The following is a 16,579-nucleotide window of genomic DNA, read 5'->3' as shown; positions in this document are numbered from 1 at the left end:
AAAGATGCTGACGCCTGGCGTGCGGTATCTGCTATTTCTTTCAACTGGCCCTGAGTGACCCAAAGGATTCATTTGAATATCGAAACTCGTGAAATCGCCCTTGAACCGGCAGACAATCGTCGACTGATGAGCCTGTGCGGTCCGTTTGATGACAACGTAAAACAGCTGGAGCGCCGTCTGGGCATTGAGATCAATCGCCGCGACAACCTGTTTAAGCTGGTCGGCCGCGCGCTGAGTGTCGAGGCGGCCGCCAATATTCTGCGTTCGCTGTACGTTGATACCGCGCCGGTGCGCGGCCAGATCCCGGACATTGAACCGGATCAGATCCATCTGGCGATCAAAGAGAGTCGCGTGCTGGAGCAGACGGCCGACAGCGTGCCGGAGTACGGTAAAGCGGTAAACATCAAGACCAAGCGCGGCGTGATTAAACCGCGTACGCCAAACCAGGCGCAGTACATCGCCAATATTCTCGATCACGACATCACGTTCGGCATTGGGCCGGCCGGGACCGGGAAAACCTATCTGGCGGTCGCCGCCGCGGTGGATGCGCTGGAGCGGCAGGAGATTCGCCGTATTCTGCTGACGCGTCCGGCGGTCGAAGCCGGCGAAAAGCTCGGCTTCCTGCCCGGCGATCTCAGTCAGAAAGTCGATCCTTACCTGCGTCCGCTGTATGACGCCCTGTTTGAAATGCTGGGCTTCGAGCGCGTCGAGAAGCTGATGGAGCGCAACGTGATTGAAGTCGCGCCGCTGGCCTACATGCGTGGCCGTACGCTGAATGACGCGTTCGTGATTCTTGATGAGAGCCAGAACACCACCATCGAACAGATGAAGATGTTCCTGACGCGTATCGGCTTCAACTCCAAAGCGGTGATTACCGGTGACGTGACGCAGATTGACCTGCCGCGCAGCACCAAATCCGGTCTGCGCCACGCCATCGAAGTGCTGGCCAATGTGGAAGAGATCAGCTTCAACTTTTTCCACAGCGAAGACGTGGTGCGTCATCCGGTGGTCGCACGCATTGTTAATGCTTATGAAGCCTGGGAAGAAGCGGACCAGAAACGCCGTGATAAACTGGCGGAAGAGCGTAAGCGTGAAGCACAGGCGGCTCAACCTGCCAGCCAGCCGACGCCGCAGGAGCCTTCATGAGCACGGTGATTTTAGATTTGCAGCTGGCGTGTGCCGATGAATACGGCCTGCCCGCAGAAGCGGCGTTTCAGCGCTGGCTGGAGGCGGCGGTCACGCCGTTTCAGCCTGAGAGCGAAGTCACGATACGGCTGGTCGATGAAGCGGAGAGTCATGAGCTTAATCTGACTTATCGCGGCAAAGATAAGCCGACTAACGTGCTGTCGTTCCCGTTTGAAGCACCGCCGGGCATTGAGCTGCCGCTGCTGGGCGACCTGATTATTTGTCGTCAGGTTGTTGAGCAGGAAGCGGCCGAGCAGGGCAAAAGCCCTGAAGCGCACTGGGCACACATGGTGGTTCACGGCACGCTGCATCTGCTGGGTTATGACCATATTGAAGACGAGGAAGCTGAAGAGATGGAAGCGCTCGAGACCGAGATAATGCTTGCTCTTGGCTATCCCGATCCGTACATTTCGGAAAAAGAAGACGCCTGAACCGCCGGTTCAGGACATTGCGCTGCTGGCGAGGATGCCGGCAGTTCCTTTCCCTCATTCGAGAGAACTAAATAAAAACGCCATGAGCGACGACCATTCTCAAAACAACGACGCACCCAGTAGTAAAAAGGGTTTTTTCTCCCTGTTAATCAATCAGCTTTTCCACGGCGAACCCAAAAACCGTGACGAACTGCTGGGACTGATCCGCGATTCTGAGCAAAAAGAGCTGATCGACCAGGACACCCGCGACATGCTGGAAGGGGTGCTGGATATTGCCGAACAGCGCGTGCGCGACATTATGATCCCGCGCTCGCAGATGATTACCCTGAAGCGCAACCAGAGCCTTGAAGAGTGCCTGGCAGTGATTATTGAATCTGCCCACTCGCGCTTCCCGGTGATCAGCGAAGATAAAGACCATGTTGAAGGCATTCTGATGGCGAAAGATCTGCTGCCGTTTATGAGCAGCAGCGCCGAGCCATTCAGCATGGAAAAAGTGCTGCGCCCGGTCGTGGTGGTGCCTGAGAGCAAGCGCGTCGATCGCATGCTCAAAGAGTTCCGCTCGCAGCGCTATCATATGGCGATCGTCATTGATGAGTTCGGTGGTGTCTCCGGACTGGTGACCATCGAAGATATCCTGGAGCTGATCGTCGGCGAAATTGAAGACGAATATGACGACGAAGAAGATCGCGATATCCGCCAGCTCAACCGCCACACCTATACGGTGCGTGCGCTGACGCCAATTGAGGATTTCAATGAGGTATTTGGTAGCGATTTCAGTGATGACGAAGTCGATACCATTGGCGGTCTGGTGATGCAGGGATTCGGCCATCTGCCGGCGCGCGGTGAAAGCATCGACATTGAGGGTTACCAATTCAAAGTTGCGATGGCTGACAGCCGCCGTATCATCCAGGTGCATGTGAAAATTCCGGAAGACTCTCCGCAACCGCAACTGGAAGACGAATAATTTTATGGCATTAGCCTCTCTCTACTCGCAGCAGCGGGTTCGCCTGCTGCTGGCGTTAATTCTGGGTGCCGCGGGCACCCTTTCCTTTTCCCCATATGATTTCTGGCCCGCCGCCCTGCTCTCTCTGGCTGGTTTGCAGCTGCTGTTGCTGGATCGCCGCAGCGCGCAGGCGGCAGGCATCGGTTTTGCCTGGGGCTTTGGCCTGTTCGGTAGCGGCATCAACTGGGTGTACGTCAGCATTGCGACGTTTGGCGGCATGCCCGGCCCGGTCAATGTGTTCCTCGTGGTGCTGCTCGCCGCCTATCTGGCGCTTTACCCGCTGCTGTTTGCCCTGCTGCTGAACCGCTTCTGGCCACGGGCCACGCTGTGGCGCATGGCGCTGGCGGCACCGGCGCTGTGGCAGGTCACCGAGTTTCTGCGCGGCTGGGTGCTGACCGGCTTTCCGTGGCTGCAGTTTGGCTACAGCCAAATCGATGGGCCGCTGAAAGGCCTGGCGCCGCTGGCTGGCGTGGAAACCATCACCTTCCTGCTAATGGTGATTGCCGGTCTGCTGGCCTCGGCCTGCTACCACCGCAGCGTGAAAAACCTGATTATCGCCGTCGCGCTGCTGCTGCTGCCGTGGCCACTGCGAATGCTGCAGTGGTATCAGCCGCTGCCGCAGCGCAGCGTCAATGTAGCGATGGTGCAGGGCAATATTCCGCAGTCAATGAAGTGGGATCCGCAGCAGCTGCTGACCACGCTGCGCGTCTATACCGCATACAGCAAGCCGTTTATCGGCAAAGCGCCAATCATCATCTGGCCGGAGTCGGCGATTACCGATCTGGAGAGTAATCAGCAGCCGTTTCTGCATGCGCTGGATGACGAACTGCGCGCGCGCGGCAGCACGCTGATCACCGGCATTGTTGATTCGCGCGTGGAGAGCGATAACCGCTATCACGATTACAACTCGGTAATTGTGCTGGGCGGCGCGCAGCCTTACAGCTATCAGAGCCGCAACCGCTACCAGAAAAACCATCTGGTGCCGTTTGGCGAGTTTGTGCCGCTGGAAGGTCTGCTGCGTCCGCTGGCTCCGTTCTTCGACCTGCCGATGTCCTCATTCAGCCGTGGCGCCTACCTGCAGCCGCAGCTGAAAGTGGCGGGCTACAATCTCACCAGCGCCATTTGCTATGAGATCGTGCTGGGCGAACAGGTGCGCGCCAACTTCCGTCCGGACACCAACTTCCTGCTGACGGTGTCGAACGATGCCTGGTTCGGTCATTCGATTGGTCCGTGGCAGCATTTCCAGATGGCACGCATGCGTGCGCTGGAGCTGGGTCGCCCGCTGCTGCGCTCAACGAACAACGGTGTTACCGCAGTGGTGAATGCGCAGGGAGACGTGGAGAACATCATCCCGCAGTTCACCCGCGACGTGCTGAGCGCTACAGTCACGCCTGCCAGCGGGGAAACGCCATATGCACGCGTCGGTATCTGGCCGGTATGGCTGCTGACGCTGGCAGGCATCGTGCTGGCGATTTTACGCCGCCGCGCCTGATATCCCGCCCCCTCTCACCAGGCGAAGCGCAGGCTTCGCCTTTTTTCTGCGCAGTTTTCCGCTCCCTTTATCCTTAGTCACCGCCACTTTCTGCTGCCTTTTTGCCCGCTCTCCGCGTACTGGCACGATCATTGCTAATTATTTCAGTGGTTTTAGCAACATCGGTGATTTGTCAGCGTAATGCCACGTTTGCGCACTATTATCTGGCACCGAAGCGCACTTAATTGGCGCAGAGGCTGTTTTTTGCCTCTTATTGGTGCGGAGCGGCTCGCAAAAAACAAACTTTTTTGTTTCATTACGTTAACAATTCGCTATGTTAATCACTATCCTGCGCGCAGTTGCGCTAAGGGATAATTAAAAAAGCAGCAGGAAATACACACAACATCACAATCTGCGCAGTTTATGTTCTGCGCAACATTCACACGAAGGAGTAGGAACATGCAGATTCGCAAAGTGGCATTATCGCTTCTGCTGTTGGGCGCAGCAGCGGGCGCGGCCCAGGCGGAAGATCTCACCGGCACCCTGAAAAAAATTAATGATAGTGGCGTGATTGTCGTGGGGCACCGTGAGTCATCCGTTCCCTTTTCTTACTACGACAACCAGCAGAAAGTGGTGGGCTATTCGCAGGACTACTCCAACGCCATTGTTGCCGCCATCAAAGCGAAACTGAATAAGCCGGATCTGCAGGTCAAAATGCTGCCGATCACCTCACAAAACCGTATTCCGCTGCTGCAGAACGGCACCTACGATTTCGAGTGTGGCTCGACCACCAATAACGTAGAACGTCAGCAGCAGGCGGCGTTCTCTGACACCATCTTCATCATCGGTACGCGTCTGCTGGTGAAAAAAGGTGGCGACATTAAAGATTTCGCCGATCTGAAAGGCAAAACCGTGGTCGTCACCTCGGGCACCACCTCTGAGATTCTGCTGCGCAAGCTGAATGACGAGAAGAAAATGGATATGCGCATCATCAGCGCGAAAGATCACGGTGACTCGTTCCGCACGCTGGAAACCGGTCGCGCAGTGGCCTTCATGATGGATGACGCGCTGCTGGCCGGTGAACGTGCCAAGGCGAAGAAACCGGATAACTGGGAAATCACTGGCACGCCGCAGTCCAAAGAAGCCTACGGCTGCATGCTGCGTAAAGACGATGCGCCGTTTAAACAGCTGATGGATGACACCATCGCCAAAGCGCAGACATCGGGTGAAGCCACCAAATGGTTCGATACCTGGTTCAAACAGCCAATTCCGCCGAAGAACCTGAACCTGAACTTCGAGCTGTCTTCTGACATGCAGGCGCTGTTTAAAGCACCGAACGACAAAGCACTCTGAATTAACAATGAAAACAAGGGCGGCACCGCTGCCCTCTCGATTGCTGAACACGCGGTGCGGACAGACAGACTGTAACAGGCCGTTCCCCTGAAGCAGGACACAAGACACCGCTCAACAATCTTATGGGTAGCCTCGCTACCCTTTTTTTACCGGAGCTCGTTATGGGTATCGATTGGAACTGGGGCATCTTTTTACAGCAGGCTCCGTTCGGCAATACGACTTACCTCGGCTGGCTGTGGTCCGGATTTCAGGTGACCGTCGCGGTCTCCTGCTGCGCCTGGATTATCGCCTTCCTGGTAGGTTCCTTCTTTGGCATTCTGCGTACCGTGCCTAATCGCTGGCTGTCCACGATTGGCACCTGCTACGTGGAGCTGTTTCGTAATATCCCGCTGATCGTGCAGTTCTTCTTCTGGTATCTGGTGGCGCCAGAACTGGTCGGGGAGAAGCTCGGCATGTGGTTTAAGGCTGAACTGGACCCGAACATCCAGTTTTTCCTCTCTTCAACCATTTGTCTCGGTCTGTTCACCGCCGCACGCGTGTGTGAGCAGGTGCGCGCCGCGATTCAGTCGCTGCCGCGCGGCCAGAAAAACGCCGGTCTGGCGATGGGCCTGACGCTGCCGCAGACCTACCGCTACGTGCTGCTGCCTAACGCCTACCGCGTGATTGTGCCGCCGATGACCTCGGAAATGCTTAACCTGGTGAAGAACTCCGCCATCGCCTCTACCATCGGTCTGGTCGACCTGGCGGCGCAGGCGGGCAAGCTGCTGGATTACTCGGCGCATGCCTATGAATCTTTCACCGCTATCACCCTGGCCTACGTCGGTATTAACCTGGTGATCATGCTGATTATGAGTCTGGTAGAACGCAAAATCCGCCTGCCCGGCAACCTGGGAGGCAAATAATGTACGATTTTGACTGGAGTTCGATTCCGCCCAGCCTGCCCTATCTGCTTAACGGCATGATCATTACGCTGAAAATCACGGCAGTGGCGGTAGTGTTTGGCATTATCTGGGGCACCATTCTGGCGGTGATGCGCTTGTCCGCGTTCGCCCCGGTCCGCTGGTTCGCCAAACTGTACGTGAACCTGTTCCGCTCGGTGCCGCTGGTGATGGTGCTGCTGTGGTTCTATCTGGTGGTTCCCAGCTTCCTGCAGCAGGTGCTTGGGCTGTCGCCAAAAACCGATATCCGCCTGATCTCCGCCATGGTGGCGTTTGCGCTGTTTGAAGCCGCTTACTACTCGGAGATTATCCGCGCCGGTATCCAGAGCATCTCGCGCGGCCAGTCCAACGCGGCGCTGGCGCTGGGTATGACGCAGTGGCAGTCGATGAAGCTGATCATCCTGCCGCAGGCGTTCCGCGCCATGGTGCCGCTGCTGCTGACGCAGGGCATCGTGCTGTTCCAGGACACCTCGCTGGTGTATGTGTTAAGCCTGGCGGACTTCTTCCGCACCGCGTCCACCATCGGTGAACGTGACGGTACCCAGGTAGAAATGGTTCTGTTTGCCGGTCTGGTCTACTTCGTGATCAGCCTGAGCGCTTCGCTGTTGGTCAGTTATCTGAAAAGAAAAAGGACGGTTTAAATGATTAGCCTGAAAAATGTTTCTAAGTGGTATGGGCACTTTCAGGTGCTGACCGACTGCTCCACCGAAGTGAAGAAAGGTGAAGTAGTGGTGGTCTGCGGACCGTCCGGCTCGGGTAAATCGACGCTGATTAAAACGGTGAACGGGCTGGAGCCTGTGCAGCAGGGCAACATTCAGGTGAACGGTACCGAGGTGAACAACAAAAAAACCAATCTCGCCCAACTGCGCAGCAAAGTGGGCATGGTGTTCCAGCACTTCGAACTATTCCCGCATCTCAGCATCATTGATAACCTGGTGCTGGCACAGGTGAAAGTGCTGAAGCGCGACAAAACTGCCGCGCGCGATAAGGGCCTTGCCCTGCTGAAGCGCGTGGGTCTGGCGGCGCATGCGGAGAAATTCCCTGGTCAGCTGTCTGGCGGTCAGCAGCAGCGCGTCGCCATCGCCCGTGCGCTGTGCATGGATCCTATCGCCATGCTGTTCGATGAACCGACTTCCGCGCTGGATCCGGAGATGATCAACGAAGTGCTGGACGTCATGGTGGAGTTAGCCAACGAGGGCATGACGATGATGGTGGTGACGCACGAGATGGGCTTTGCACGCAAAGTGGCGAATCGCGTCATCTTTATGGATGAAGGGAAGATCGTTGAAGACACCAACAAGGATGACTTCTTCAGCAATCCGCAGTCCGACCGTGCCAAAGACTTCCTGGCGAAAATCCTGCACTAATACTCACAATGCTGGCGGTCCACGGACCGCCAGCGTCAGGGCTTATCTTGCCCCTCCTGCACTTCACCAAAATCGATATATTGCTGCTGTGATGCGGTACGCGACTGCGCAAGGCATAGCGTCTTGCCGCACCGGCAGAATCCTCCTGGAGCCTGCCGCCGCGCCTTCCCTGGCGCGGAGGCTGCCGCAAGTCGCTATGCCTTGCGCACTATTAAGCTTCATCATCGCGGTGACTAAATGCGCGCATACCGCCGCACCTGTTTTTTACGGCAGAAGGGAGCCTGAACTAAGCCGGACGTCACGCGGCAGGGATGCCGCGTGTCGAGGCACGCAGGGATGCGGGTTTTGCCGATCCGGGCGTGTTCAGGTTCCCTTCTGACAGTCCGCACGCCTTCAGCAGCAATACTTTTTTTGCTTCAGAGCACGGTGATAATTCAGGGCTCAAACGGCTGACGCTGGAACTGATCGTGGCCGCACTCCGGGCAGCGCGTCAGGCTCTCCGGGGTGTAAATCGCCCGGGTAAAGCCGCACTTTTCACACACCAGATTGCCCAGCCCCACCACTTCGCCGCTCTGATACACGCCGTGATGCCGCAGATCCTGAAACACTTCGCGCCACTCCAGCTGGCTCTTATCGGTGATATCGGCCAGCTCTTTCCACAGGCTTTCACGAATCACCCGCAGAAACACTGAATCGCCGAGCGCTTCGCTGGACTCCTGATAGCTGAGCGCGAACTCGTGCAAATCGCGCCGCACCGCGCGCATGACCTCGTCGACTTCGGCGGTGGTCAGCGTCTGTTTCTGCAGCAGCGCACTACGCGCCTCGGCGACCAGTGCGTCGACATCACGCTCGCCACGCTCCAGCCGCTGGGTTAATGCTGCTACCGTTGCACGATACTCCTGCGCCACATTATTCATTTTGTTCTCCTTTCCGCTGCGGATGCTGAGTTAAGTTTAGCCGCTTTGCCATATTTGCTGCGCTTAGCGCAGAGGAAATCGCAAAAGGGTGAAAGCGCTGGCGCATTCGACACAAATCACGCCGCCGGAGGGCGTCAATTGTTGTTGAGGGGCGGCCTTATGGGTATGCTATGCGGATCAAAAGTGTTTAAAAAACGATTTCACAAGGACCACAGGCAGCCATGCAAGAGCAATACCGCCCGGAAGAGATAGAATCCCGCGTCCAGCAGCACTGGGACGAAAACGAAACCTTCAAAGTGACCGAGCAGGAAGGCAAAGAGAAATACTACTGCCTGTCTATGCTGCCCTATCCTTCTGGCCGCCTGCACATGGGCCACGTGCGTAACTACACCATTGGCGATGTGATTGCGCGCTACCAGCGCATGCTGGGCAAAAACGTCCTGCAGCCGATTGGCTGGGATGCCTTTGGCCTGCCCGCTGAAGGGGCGGCGGTGAAAAACAACACCGCGCCAGCACCCTGGACCTACGACAACATCGAATACATGAAAAACCAGCTGAAACTGCTGGGCTTCGGCTATGACTGGAGTCGCGAACTGGCGACCTGTCAGCCTGAGTATTATCGCTGGGAACAGTGGTTCTTCACCAAACTGTACGAAAAAGGTCTGGTCTACAAAAAAACCTCCGCAGTCAACTGGTGCCCGAACGACCAGACCGTACTGGCGAACGAACAGGTGATCGATGGCTGCTGCTGGCGCTGCGACACCAAAGTCGAACGCAAAGAGATCCCGCAGTGGTTCGTGAAAATCACCGATTACGCCGAAGAGCTGCTCAACGACCTCGATAAGCTGGAGGACTGGCCGGAGCAGGTCAAGACCATGCAGCGCAACTGGATTGGCCGTTCTGAAGGTGTCGAGATCACCTTTGACGTGGCCAACAGCGCGGAAAAAGTCACGGTTTACACCACCCGTCCTGACACCTTCATGGGGGCAACCTATGTCGCCGTGGCAGCCGGTCATCCTCTGGCGCGCCAGGCTGCCGTCAACAACCCGGCGCTGGCTGATTTCATTGCTGAATGCAGCAACACCAAAGTCGCCGAAGCGGACATGGCCACGATGGAGAAGAAAGGCATGGCCACCGGCCTGCACGCTATCCATCCGCTGACGGGCGAAGAGATTCCGGTCTGGGTCGCTAACTTCGTGCTGATGGAGTACGGCACCGGTGCCGTGATGGCCGTACCGGGTCATGACCAGCGCGACTGGGAATTCGCCACCAAATACGATCTCAATATCAAGCCGGTGGTGCTCAACCTCGACGGTACCGCGCCGGATATCAGCGCCGCGGCGATGACCGAAAAAGGCACGCTGTTCAACTCCGGCGAGTTTGACGGTCTGGACCACGACGCCGGCTTCAACGCTATCGCCGATGCGCTAGCGGCCAAAGGCGTCGGCGTGCGTAAAGTGAACTATCGCCTGCGCGACTGGGGTGTGTCACGCCAGCGCTACTGGGGTGCGCCAATTCCGATGGTGACGCTGGAAGATGGCACCGTGATGCCAACCCCAGAAGATCAGCTGCCGGTGATTTTGCCGGAAGACGTGGTCATGGACGGTATCACCAGCCCAATCAAAGCCGATCCGGAGTGGGCGAAAACCACCGTCAACGGTCAGCCGGCGCTGCGTGAAACCGACACCTTCGACACCTTTATGGAATCATCGTGGTACTACGCGCGTTACACCTGTGCGAACTACAACGAAGGCATGCTGGATCCGGCGGCAGCGAACTACTGGCTGCCGGTCGATCAGTATGTGGGCGGTATCGAACACGCCATCATGCACCTGATGTATTTCCGCTTCTACCACAAGCTGCTGCGCGACGCGGGCCTGGTCAACTCTGACGAGCCGGCCAAACGCCTGCTGTGCCAGGGCATGGTACTGGCAGACGCCTTCTACTACGTCGGTGCCAACGGCGAGCGCAACTGGGTTTCTCCGGTTGACGTTAACGTCGAGCGCGACGAAAAAGGCCGCATCACCAAAGCCATCGACAATCAGGGCCGCGAAGTGATCTACGCGGGCATGAGCAAAATGTCGAAGTCCAAAAACAACGGCATCGACCCGCAGCTGATGGTTGAGCGCTACGGCGCAGATACCGTGCGTCTGTTCATGATGTTTGCTTCCCCGGCGGAGATGACGCTGGAGTGGCAGGAGTCAGGCGTGGAAGGCGCTAACCGCTTCCTGAAACGCGTGTGGAAGCTGGCGTACGATCACGTGGCTAAAGGCGCGACCGTGGCGCTGGATGTCAACGCGCTCAATGATGAGCAGAAAGCGCTGCGTCGCGATCTGCACAAAACCATCGCCAAAGTGGCGGATGACATCGGCCGTCGTCAGACCTTCAACACCGCGATTGCGGCGATCATGGAGCTGATGAACAAACTGCTGCGCGCGCCGCAGGAGAGCGAACAGGATCGCGCCCTGATGCAGGAAGCGCTGGTCGCCGTAACGCGCCTGCTCTATCCATTCACCCCGCACGCCAGCTACGTGCTGTGGCAGGCACTGGGTGGCGAAGGCAGCATCGACGACGCCAGCTGGCCGGTTGCCGATGAAGCGGCAATGGTAGAGGATTCGCTGCTGGTGGTGGTGCAGGTCAACGGTAAAGTGCGTGGTAAAATTACCGTGGCACCGGATGCGACGCAGGAACAGGTGCAGGCGCGTGCGGCACAGGAGCATCTGGTGGCGAAATATCTGGATGGCGTCACCCTTCGTAAAGTGATTTATGTCCCTGGCAAACTGCTTAACCTGGTCGTAGGTTAAGTTCAGGAGGAACTGTGCGACAACTCGTTATCAGGCTGTTTGTCCTGCTGGCAGTGCTGGTCACTGCCGGCTGTGGTTTTCATCCGCGCGGCACCACGCAGGTGCCACCGGAAATGAAAACGCTGATCGTCCAGAGCGGCGATCCGTATGGCCCGCTGGCGCGCACCGTGCGTCAGCAGCTGCGCATCAACGATGTCAAAATCGTTGAAGACAGCAAAGCGGCCAGTGCGCAATACCCGACGCTGCGTCTCGGCGCGGAGAGTCAGGGACGCGACACCGCGTCGGTATTCATCAGCGGCACCACCGCGGAATACTCGCTGGTGATGACCGTCAGCGCGCAGGTGTTGCTGCCGGGTAAAGGCATTTATCCGATCAGCACCACGGTGTACCGTTCGTTCTTCGACAACCCGAACGCCGCGCTGGCGAAGGATGCCGAGCAGGATATGATCGTGCAGGAGATGCGTCAGCGTGCCGCCGAGCAGCTGGTACGTAAGCTGCTGACGGTACACGCCGCGCAGGAGAGCAACAAAGAGACGCTGCCGCAACCTGAAGTGATTGCGCCAGGCGCGGACTCACCGGAAGTGCCCTCCTCGTCAGCCACCAGTCTGCAATGATCAGGATCTATCCTGAACAACTGCGCGCGCAGCTTCGAGAGGGGCTGCGCGCCTGTTATTTTCTCACCGGTAATGAACCCCTGCTGATTCAGGAGAGCGCAGATGCCATCCGCGCTGCCGCCGCTCAGCAGGGCTTCGACGAGCATTTTTCCGTCAGCGTTGATGCGCAGACTGACTGGGAGGCGATTTTCGCCAGCTGTCAGTCGCTGAGCCTGTTCACACAGCGCCAGACGCTGACGCTGCAGCTGCCGGAAAACGGCCCCAACGCCGCCATCGCCGAACAGCTGGTGAAACTGGCTGCGCTGCTGCACAGCGACATTATGCTGGTGCTGCGGATGGCGAAGCTGACCAAAGCGCAGGAAAACAGTGCCTGGTTCAAAGCGCTCAGCGCCAGTGCGGTGCTGGTGCCGTGCCAGACGCCGGAACAGGCGCAGCTGCCGCGCTGGGTGGCCGCCCGCGCGAAAGCCCTGCAGCTGAGTATTGATGACGCGGCAATTCAGCTGCTCTGCTACTGTTATGAAGGTAATCTGCTGGCGCTGGCCCAGGCGCTGGAGCGGCTGTCGCTGCTGTGGCCGGACGGCAAACTGACGCTGCCCCGCGTGGAAGAAGCGGTGAACGATGCCGCGCATTTCACGCCGTTTCACTGGGTTGATGCGCTGCTGGCCGGCAAGAGCAAACGCGCGCTGCACATTTTGCGTCAGTTGCAAAAAGAGGACAGCGAAGTGGTGATTCTGCTGCGCACGCTGCAGCGCGATCTGCTGACGCTACTGCAGCTGCAACGCCAGCAGGCGAAGCAGCCGCTGCGTACGCTGATGGATCAACAGCGTATCTGGCAGAACCGCCGTGCCCTGTTCACTGAAGCGCTGCAGCGACTGGATGCGCAACGGCTGCAGCAAGCGGTGCATCTGCTGGCTCAACTCGAACTGACCATGAAGCAGGACTACGGTCAGAATTTGTGGCCGCAGCTGGAGACGCTGTCATTGCTGCTGTGCCATCGTGATTTTCCGCTGGGTTTAACTGATGTCTGACCTTTACGCGCTGTTTGGCGGCACTTTCGATCCAATTCATTTCGGCCATCTGCGTCCGGTCACCGCGCTGGCGCAGCAGGTTGGCCTGCAAAAAGTGACGCTGCTGCCGAACAACGTGCCGCCGCACCGGCCGCAGCCGGAAGCCAGCGCACAACAGCGCGTGGCGATGCTGCGCTGCGCCATTGCCGATCGTCCGCTGTTTGATATCGACACGCGCGAGCTGACGCGCACCACGCCGTCATGGACGGTGGACACGCTGGAAACCCTGCGCGCCGAGCGCGGTGCACAACAGCCCCTCGGGTTTATCATCGGTCAGGATTCTCTGCTAACGTTAGGAAAATGGCATCGCTGGCAGGAACTGCTGTCGCTGTGTCACCTGCTGGTTTGTCAGCGTCCAGGCTACGCCGCGCAGATGGCTACGCCAGAGATGCAGCAGTGGCTGGATGCGCACCGCGCGCATGAGGTGCAGCAGCTGCATCGCGCACCGGCAGGCCACATCTGGCTGGCGGATACGCCGCTGTTCGACATTTCTGCCACTGAGATTCGCCAGCGCCGCCATCATGGCCAGGACTGCGCCGATCTGCTGCCAGCGGCGGTGATCGACTACATCGATCGCGCGGGCTTATATCGCGATTGATCGCCGCGTGCTATACTGCGCCGCTTCATTTTTGGCTGCGTTTTCCGGGGCATTCAGCCTGCCCATAATCACCTGTTTTTAAGGGGAACCTTTTGCAAGGCAAAGCACTCCAAGAGTTCGTTATTGATAAGATTGATGATCTCAAAGGCCAGGACATCGTTGCGATTGATGTGCAGGGCAAATCCAGTATCACCGATTGCATGATTATCTGTACCGGGACCTCCAACCGCCATGTCTCCTCCATCGCTGACCATGTGATGCAGGAATCGCGCGCGGCAGGACTGAAACCGCTCGGCGTCGACGGCAAAGCGGCTGCTGACTGGGTTGTGGTCGATCTCGGTGAAGTGATCGTGCACGTGATGCAGGAAGAGAGCCGCCAGCTGTACGAGCTGGAAAAGCTCTGGAGCTAAACGTTGAAACTGCAGCTTGTCGCCGTCGGCACCAAAATGCCCGACTGGGTTCAGACCGGTTTCATGGAGTACCTGCGTCGCTTTCCCAAAGATATGCCGTTTGAGCTGACTGAAGTGCCGGCCGGTAAACGCGGCAAAAACGCCGACATCAAACGCATTCTGGAAAAAGAGGGTGAAGCGATGCTGGCGGCGGTGGGCAAAGGCAACCGCATTGTGACGCTGGATATTCCCGGACAGCCGTGGGAAACGCCGCAGCTGGCGCAGCAGTTAGAGCGCTGGAAGCTGGACGGGCGTGATGTCAGCCTGCTGATTGGTGGGCCGGAAGGCCTGGCGCCGGCGTGTAAAGCGGCAGCCGAACAGAGCTGGTCACTGTCCGCGTTAACGCTGCCGCACCCGCTGGTGCGTGTGCTGGTGGCGGAAAGCCTGTATCGTGCCTGGAGTATTACCACTAATCACCCTTATCACCGTGAATAAACGCCTGACAACCTCCAGACAATAAACGCAGCGGATGAAATTACAGAGCAACGCTTTTCGCGATTACACTGCCGAACAGAAACTGTTTGTCCGCCGCGCCCTGGTGGCCTTTGTCGGCATCCTGCTGCTCTCCAGCGTGCTGGTGGTCAATCTGTATCATCTGCAGATCCTGCGCTTCGACGACTACAGCACCCGTTCAAACGAAAACCGCATCAAACTGGTGCCGGTTGCCCCCAGCCGCGGCATCATCTATGACCGCAACGGTGTGCCGCTGGCGCTCAATCGCACCATTTACCAGGCCGAGCTGGTGCCGGAAAAAGTCGATGATCTGAAGCAGACGCTGCAGGATTTGCGGCCGGTGCTGGATTTGACCGACGATGACATCGATGCGTTTGAAAAAGAGCGCAAGCGCTCGCGCCGCTTTACCTCCATTCCGGTCAAAACCGGCCTGAATGAAGTGCAGGTCGCGCGCTTCGCAGTGAACCAGTACCGTTTCCCGGGCGTGGAAGTGAAAGGCTACCAGCGCCGCTACTATCCCTACGGCCAGACGCTGACGCACGTGGTGGGTTACGTCTCGAAAATCAACGATCGTGACGTCAAGCGCCTTGATGAAGAAGGCAAATGGCCGAATTACGCAGCCACCCACGACATCGGTAAGCTCGGCATCGAAAACTATTACGAAGATGTGCTGCACGGCAAAACCGGCTACGAAGAGGTGGAAGTTAACAACCGCGGCCGCGTGATCCGTCAGCTGCATGAGCAGTCACCGCAGGCCGGACGCGATATCTGGCTGACCATCGATCTCAAGCTACAGCAGTACATCGAAACCCTGCTGACCGGCAGCCGCGCCGCCGTGGTGGTGAGCGATCCGCGCACCGGCGAGATTCTCGCGCTGGTCTCCACACCCAGTTACGATCCGAATCTGTTTGTCGATGGTATTTCGAGTAAAGATTATAAGGCGCTGCTCGGCGATGAGAACCGCCCGCTGTATAACCGCGCGCTGCAGGCATCGTATCCGCCAGCTTCCACGGTTAAACCTTATGTGGCGGTCTCAGCGCTCAGCGCCGGCGTGATCAACCGTAATACCAGCCTGTTCGATCCGGGCTGGTGGCAGCTGCCGGGCTCGGAAAAACGCTACCGCGACTGGAAAAAGTGGGGCCACGGTCGCCTCAACGTCACCAAATCGCTGGAAGAATCGGCGGATACCTTTTTCTATCAGGTGGCCTATGACATGGGCATCGACCGCCTGTCGGAGTGGATGACCAAATTCGGCTACGGCCACCGTACCGGTATCGACCTGCCGCAGGAGAGCCCCGGTAACATGCCGACGCGCGAATGGAAGATGAAACGCTTTAAAAAGCCGTGGTATCAGGGCGATACCATTCCGGTCGGTATCGGCCAGGGTTACTGGACGGCGACGCCGGTGCAGATGAACAAAGCGCTGATGATCCTGATTAACGACGGCGTGATTAAAGTGCCACACCTGCTGCGCGCCACCCGTGAAGGCAACAGCATGGTGCCGTATCGCCAGCCGCCGGATGCGCCGATTGGCGACATTCATTCCGGCTACTGGGAGATCGCCAAAGACGGCATGTATGGCGTGGCCAACCGCGCCAACGGCACCGCGCATAAAAGCTTTGCCGATGCACCGTACAAGATTGCGGCGAAATCCGGTACCGCACAGGTGTTTGGCCTGAAAGAGAATGAGACCTACAACGCGCACAAGATTGCCGAACGGCTGCGTGACCATAAGCTGATGACCGCCTTCGCGCCGTACGACAAGCCGCGCGTCGCCGTCACCATGATTCTGGAAAACGGCGGTGCCGGCCCGGCGGTGGGCACCGTGATGCGCCAGATTCTCGACCACATAATGCTGGGCGACAACAATACCGTGCTGCCAGAAGCCGCACCCATGCCGCCCGGCTACGAAGGTGAATAACGATGTCG

Annotated in this window: 16 protein-coding genes; 15 read left to right on the top strand and 1 reads right to left on the bottom strand. The window is 57.9% G+C overall.

Translation table 11 applies throughout. The features are described 5' to 3' along the window. The first annotated feature begins 72 nt into the window (after positions 1 to 72). The 8 genes from F3J36_RS15150 to F3J36_RS15115 all read left to right on the top strand — a co-directional run bounded on the left by F3J36_RS15150 (position 73) and on the right by F3J36_RS15115 (position 7,748). Positions 73 to 1,146, top strand: a complete 1,074-nt coding sequence (locus F3J36_RS15150) for a PhoH family protein (protein WP_058769440.1) — start codon at positions 73 to 75, stop codon at positions 1,144 to 1,146. Further along, positions 1,143 to 1,616: an rRNA maturation RNase YbeY gene (gene ybeY, locus F3J36_RS15145; protein WP_166719966.1), complete on the top strand. Its 474-nt coding sequence runs from the start codon at positions 1,143 to 1,145 to the stop codon at positions 1,614 to 1,616. Before F3J36_RS15150 ends, ybeY begins: the two co-directional genes overlap by 4 nt. 82 nt (positions 1,617 to 1,698) lie before the next feature. Beyond that, complete coding sequence (gene corC, locus F3J36_RS15140; protein WP_021508571.1) at positions 1,699 to 2,580, top strand: CNNM family magnesium/cobalt transport protein CorC; 882 nt, start codon at positions 1,699 to 1,701, stop codon at positions 2,578 to 2,580. Positions 2,581 to 2,584: 4 nt separating this feature from the next. Then, positions 2,585 to 4,111 (top strand): apolipoprotein N-acyltransferase, encoded by a 1,527-nt coding sequence (gene lnt / locus F3J36_RS15135; RefSeq protein WP_166719965.1) that lies wholly within the window; start codon positions 2,585 to 2,587, stop codon positions 4,109 to 4,111. Between the two features lie 438 nt (positions 4,112 to 4,549). After that, positions 4,550 to 5,443: a glutamate/aspartate ABC transporter substrate-binding protein gene (locus F3J36_RS15130; protein ID WP_021508573.1), complete on the top strand. Its 894-nt coding sequence runs from the start codon at positions 4,550 to 4,552 to the stop codon at positions 5,441 to 5,443. Between the two features lie 161 nt (positions 5,444 to 5,604). Further along, positions 5,605 to 6,345 carry an amino acid ABC transporter permease gene (locus tag F3J36_RS15125; protein ID WP_021508574.1) on the top strand — a complete coding sequence of 247 codons (741 nt, stop codon included), beginning with the start codon at positions 5,605 to 5,607 and terminating at the stop codon, positions 6,343 to 6,345. After that, entirely contained in the window at positions 6,345 to 7,022 is a 678-nt protein-coding gene (gltK, locus tag F3J36_RS15120) for a glutamate/aspartate ABC transporter permease GltK (protein ID WP_152391251.1), read from the top strand. The genes F3J36_RS15125 and gltK overlap by 1 nt, the downstream gene beginning before the upstream one ends. Then, positions 7,023 to 7,748 carry an amino acid ABC transporter ATP-binding protein gene (locus tag F3J36_RS15115; protein WP_166719964.1) on the top strand — a complete coding sequence of 242 codons (726 nt, stop codon included), beginning with the start codon at positions 7,023 to 7,025 and terminating at the stop codon, positions 7,746 to 7,748. It abuts the gene before it with no gap. Between the two features lie 434 nt (positions 7,749 to 8,182). On the opposite strand, the gene F3J36_RS15110 is transcribed toward F3J36_RS15115, so the two are convergent. Continuing rightward, positions 8,183 to 8,665, bottom strand: a complete 483-nt coding sequence (locus F3J36_RS15110; RefSeq protein ID WP_021508577.1) for a zinc ribbon-containing protein — start codon at positions 8,663 to 8,665, stop codon at positions 8,183 to 8,185. A 221-nt stretch (positions 8,666 to 8,886) separates the two neighbouring features. On the opposite strand from F3J36_RS15110, the gene leuS reads away from it, so the two are divergent. The 7 genes from leuS (at position 8,887) to mrdA (ending at position 16,571) form a co-directional block, all read left to right on the top strand. Next, on the top strand, positions 8,887 to 11,469 hold the full coding sequence (gene leuS / locus F3J36_RS15105; protein ID WP_058769436.1) for a leucine--tRNA ligase: 2,583 nt from the start codon (positions 8,887 to 8,889) through the stop codon (positions 11,467 to 11,469). 14 nt (positions 11,470 to 11,483) lie between these two features. Continuing rightward, positions 11,484 to 12,083, top strand: a complete 600-nt coding sequence (gene lptE / locus F3J36_RS15100; protein ID WP_021508579.1) for an LPS assembly lipoprotein LptE — start codon at positions 11,484 to 11,486, stop codon at positions 12,081 to 12,083. Next, the gene (gene holA / locus F3J36_RS15095) at positions 12,080 to 13,111 is read left to right on the top strand and encodes a DNA polymerase III subunit delta (RefSeq protein WP_021508580.1); all 1,032 of its coding nucleotides are present in this window, start codon (positions 12,080 to 12,082) and stop codon (positions 13,109 to 13,111) included. Before lptE ends, holA begins: the two co-directional genes overlap by 4 nt. Then, complete coding sequence (gene nadD, locus F3J36_RS15090) at positions 13,104 to 13,748, top strand: nicotinate-nucleotide adenylyltransferase (RefSeq protein ID WP_021508581.1); 645 nt, start codon at positions 13,104 to 13,106, stop codon at positions 13,746 to 13,748. Before holA ends, nadD begins: the two co-directional genes overlap by 8 nt. 92 nt (positions 13,749 to 13,840) lie before the next feature. Continuing rightward, positions 13,841 to 14,158, top strand: a complete 318-nt coding sequence (rsfS, locus tag F3J36_RS15085; protein ID WP_021508582.1) for a ribosome silencing factor — start codon at positions 13,841 to 13,843, stop codon at positions 14,156 to 14,158. A 3-nt stretch (positions 14,159 to 14,161) separates the two neighbouring features. Continuing rightward, positions 14,162 to 14,632: a 23S rRNA (pseudouridine(1915)-N(3))-methyltransferase RlmH gene (gene rlmH / locus F3J36_RS15080; RefSeq protein WP_058757899.1), complete on the top strand. Its 471-nt coding sequence runs from the start codon at positions 14,162 to 14,164 to the stop codon at positions 14,630 to 14,632. A 34-nt stretch (positions 14,633 to 14,666) separates the two neighbouring features. Then, positions 14,667 to 16,571: a peptidoglycan DD-transpeptidase MrdA gene (gene mrdA, locus F3J36_RS15075; protein ID WP_021508584.1), complete on the top strand. Its 1,905-nt coding sequence runs from the start codon at positions 14,667 to 14,669 to the stop codon at positions 16,569 to 16,571. Positions 16,572 to 16,579: the final 8 nt, after the last annotated feature.

Source organism: Pantoea sp. Cy-640, from assembly GCF_011752635.1.
GTDB lineage: Bacteria > Pseudomonadota > Gammaproteobacteria > Enterobacterales > Enterobacteriaceae > Pantoea > Pantoea dispersa.
The sequence above is the reverse complement of the archived record's forward strand: the minus strand, read 5'-3'. Positions and strand labels throughout refer to the sequence as shown.

What these genes read in the sequence shown, in the direction of transcription:
- corC (WP_021508571.1), top strand. Translation starts at nt 1,699, where the DNA reads ATGAGCGACGACCATTCTCAAAACAACGACGCACCCAGTAGTAAAAAG.
- F3J36_RS15125 (WP_021508574.1), top strand. Translation starts at nt 5,605, where the DNA reads ATGGGTATCGATTGGAACTGGGGCATCTTTTTACAGCAGGCTCCGTTC.
- F3J36_RS15110 (WP_021508577.1), bottom strand. Translation starts at nt 8,665, where the DNA reads ATGAATAATGTGGCGCAGGAGTATCGTGCAACGGTAGCAGCATTAACC.
- gltK (WP_152391251.1), top strand. Translation starts at nt 6,345, where the DNA reads ATGTACGATTTTGACTGGAGTTCGATTCCGCCCAGCCTGCCCTATCTG.
- nadD (WP_021508581.1), top strand. Translation starts at nt 13,104, where the DNA reads ATGTCTGACCTTTACGCGCTGTTTGGCGGCACTTTCGATCCAATTCAT.
- lnt (WP_166719965.1), top strand. Translation starts at nt 2,585, where the DNA reads ATGGCATTAGCCTCTCTCTACTCGCAGCAGCGGGTTCGCCTGCTGCTG.
- F3J36_RS15130 (WP_021508573.1), top strand. Translation starts at nt 4,550, where the DNA reads ATGCAGATTCGCAAAGTGGCATTATCGCTTCTGCTGTTGGGCGCAGCA.
- leuS (WP_058769436.1), top strand. Translation starts at nt 8,887, where the DNA reads ATGCAAGAGCAATACCGCCCGGAAGAGATAGAATCCCGCGTCCAGCAG.
- mrdA (WP_021508584.1), top strand. Translation starts at nt 14,667, where the DNA reads ATGAAATTACAGAGCAACGCTTTTCGCGATTACACTGCCGAACAGAAA.
- holA (WP_021508580.1), top strand. Translation starts at nt 12,080, where the DNA reads ATGATCAGGATCTATCCTGAACAACTGCGCGCGCAGCTTCGAGAGGGG.
- F3J36_RS15115 (WP_166719964.1), top strand. Translation starts at nt 7,023, where the DNA reads ATGATTAGCCTGAAAAATGTTTCTAAGTGGTATGGGCACTTTCAGGTG.
- ybeY (WP_166719966.1), top strand. Translation starts at nt 1,143, where the DNA reads ATGAGCACGGTGATTTTAGATTTGCAGCTGGCGTGTGCCGATGAATAC.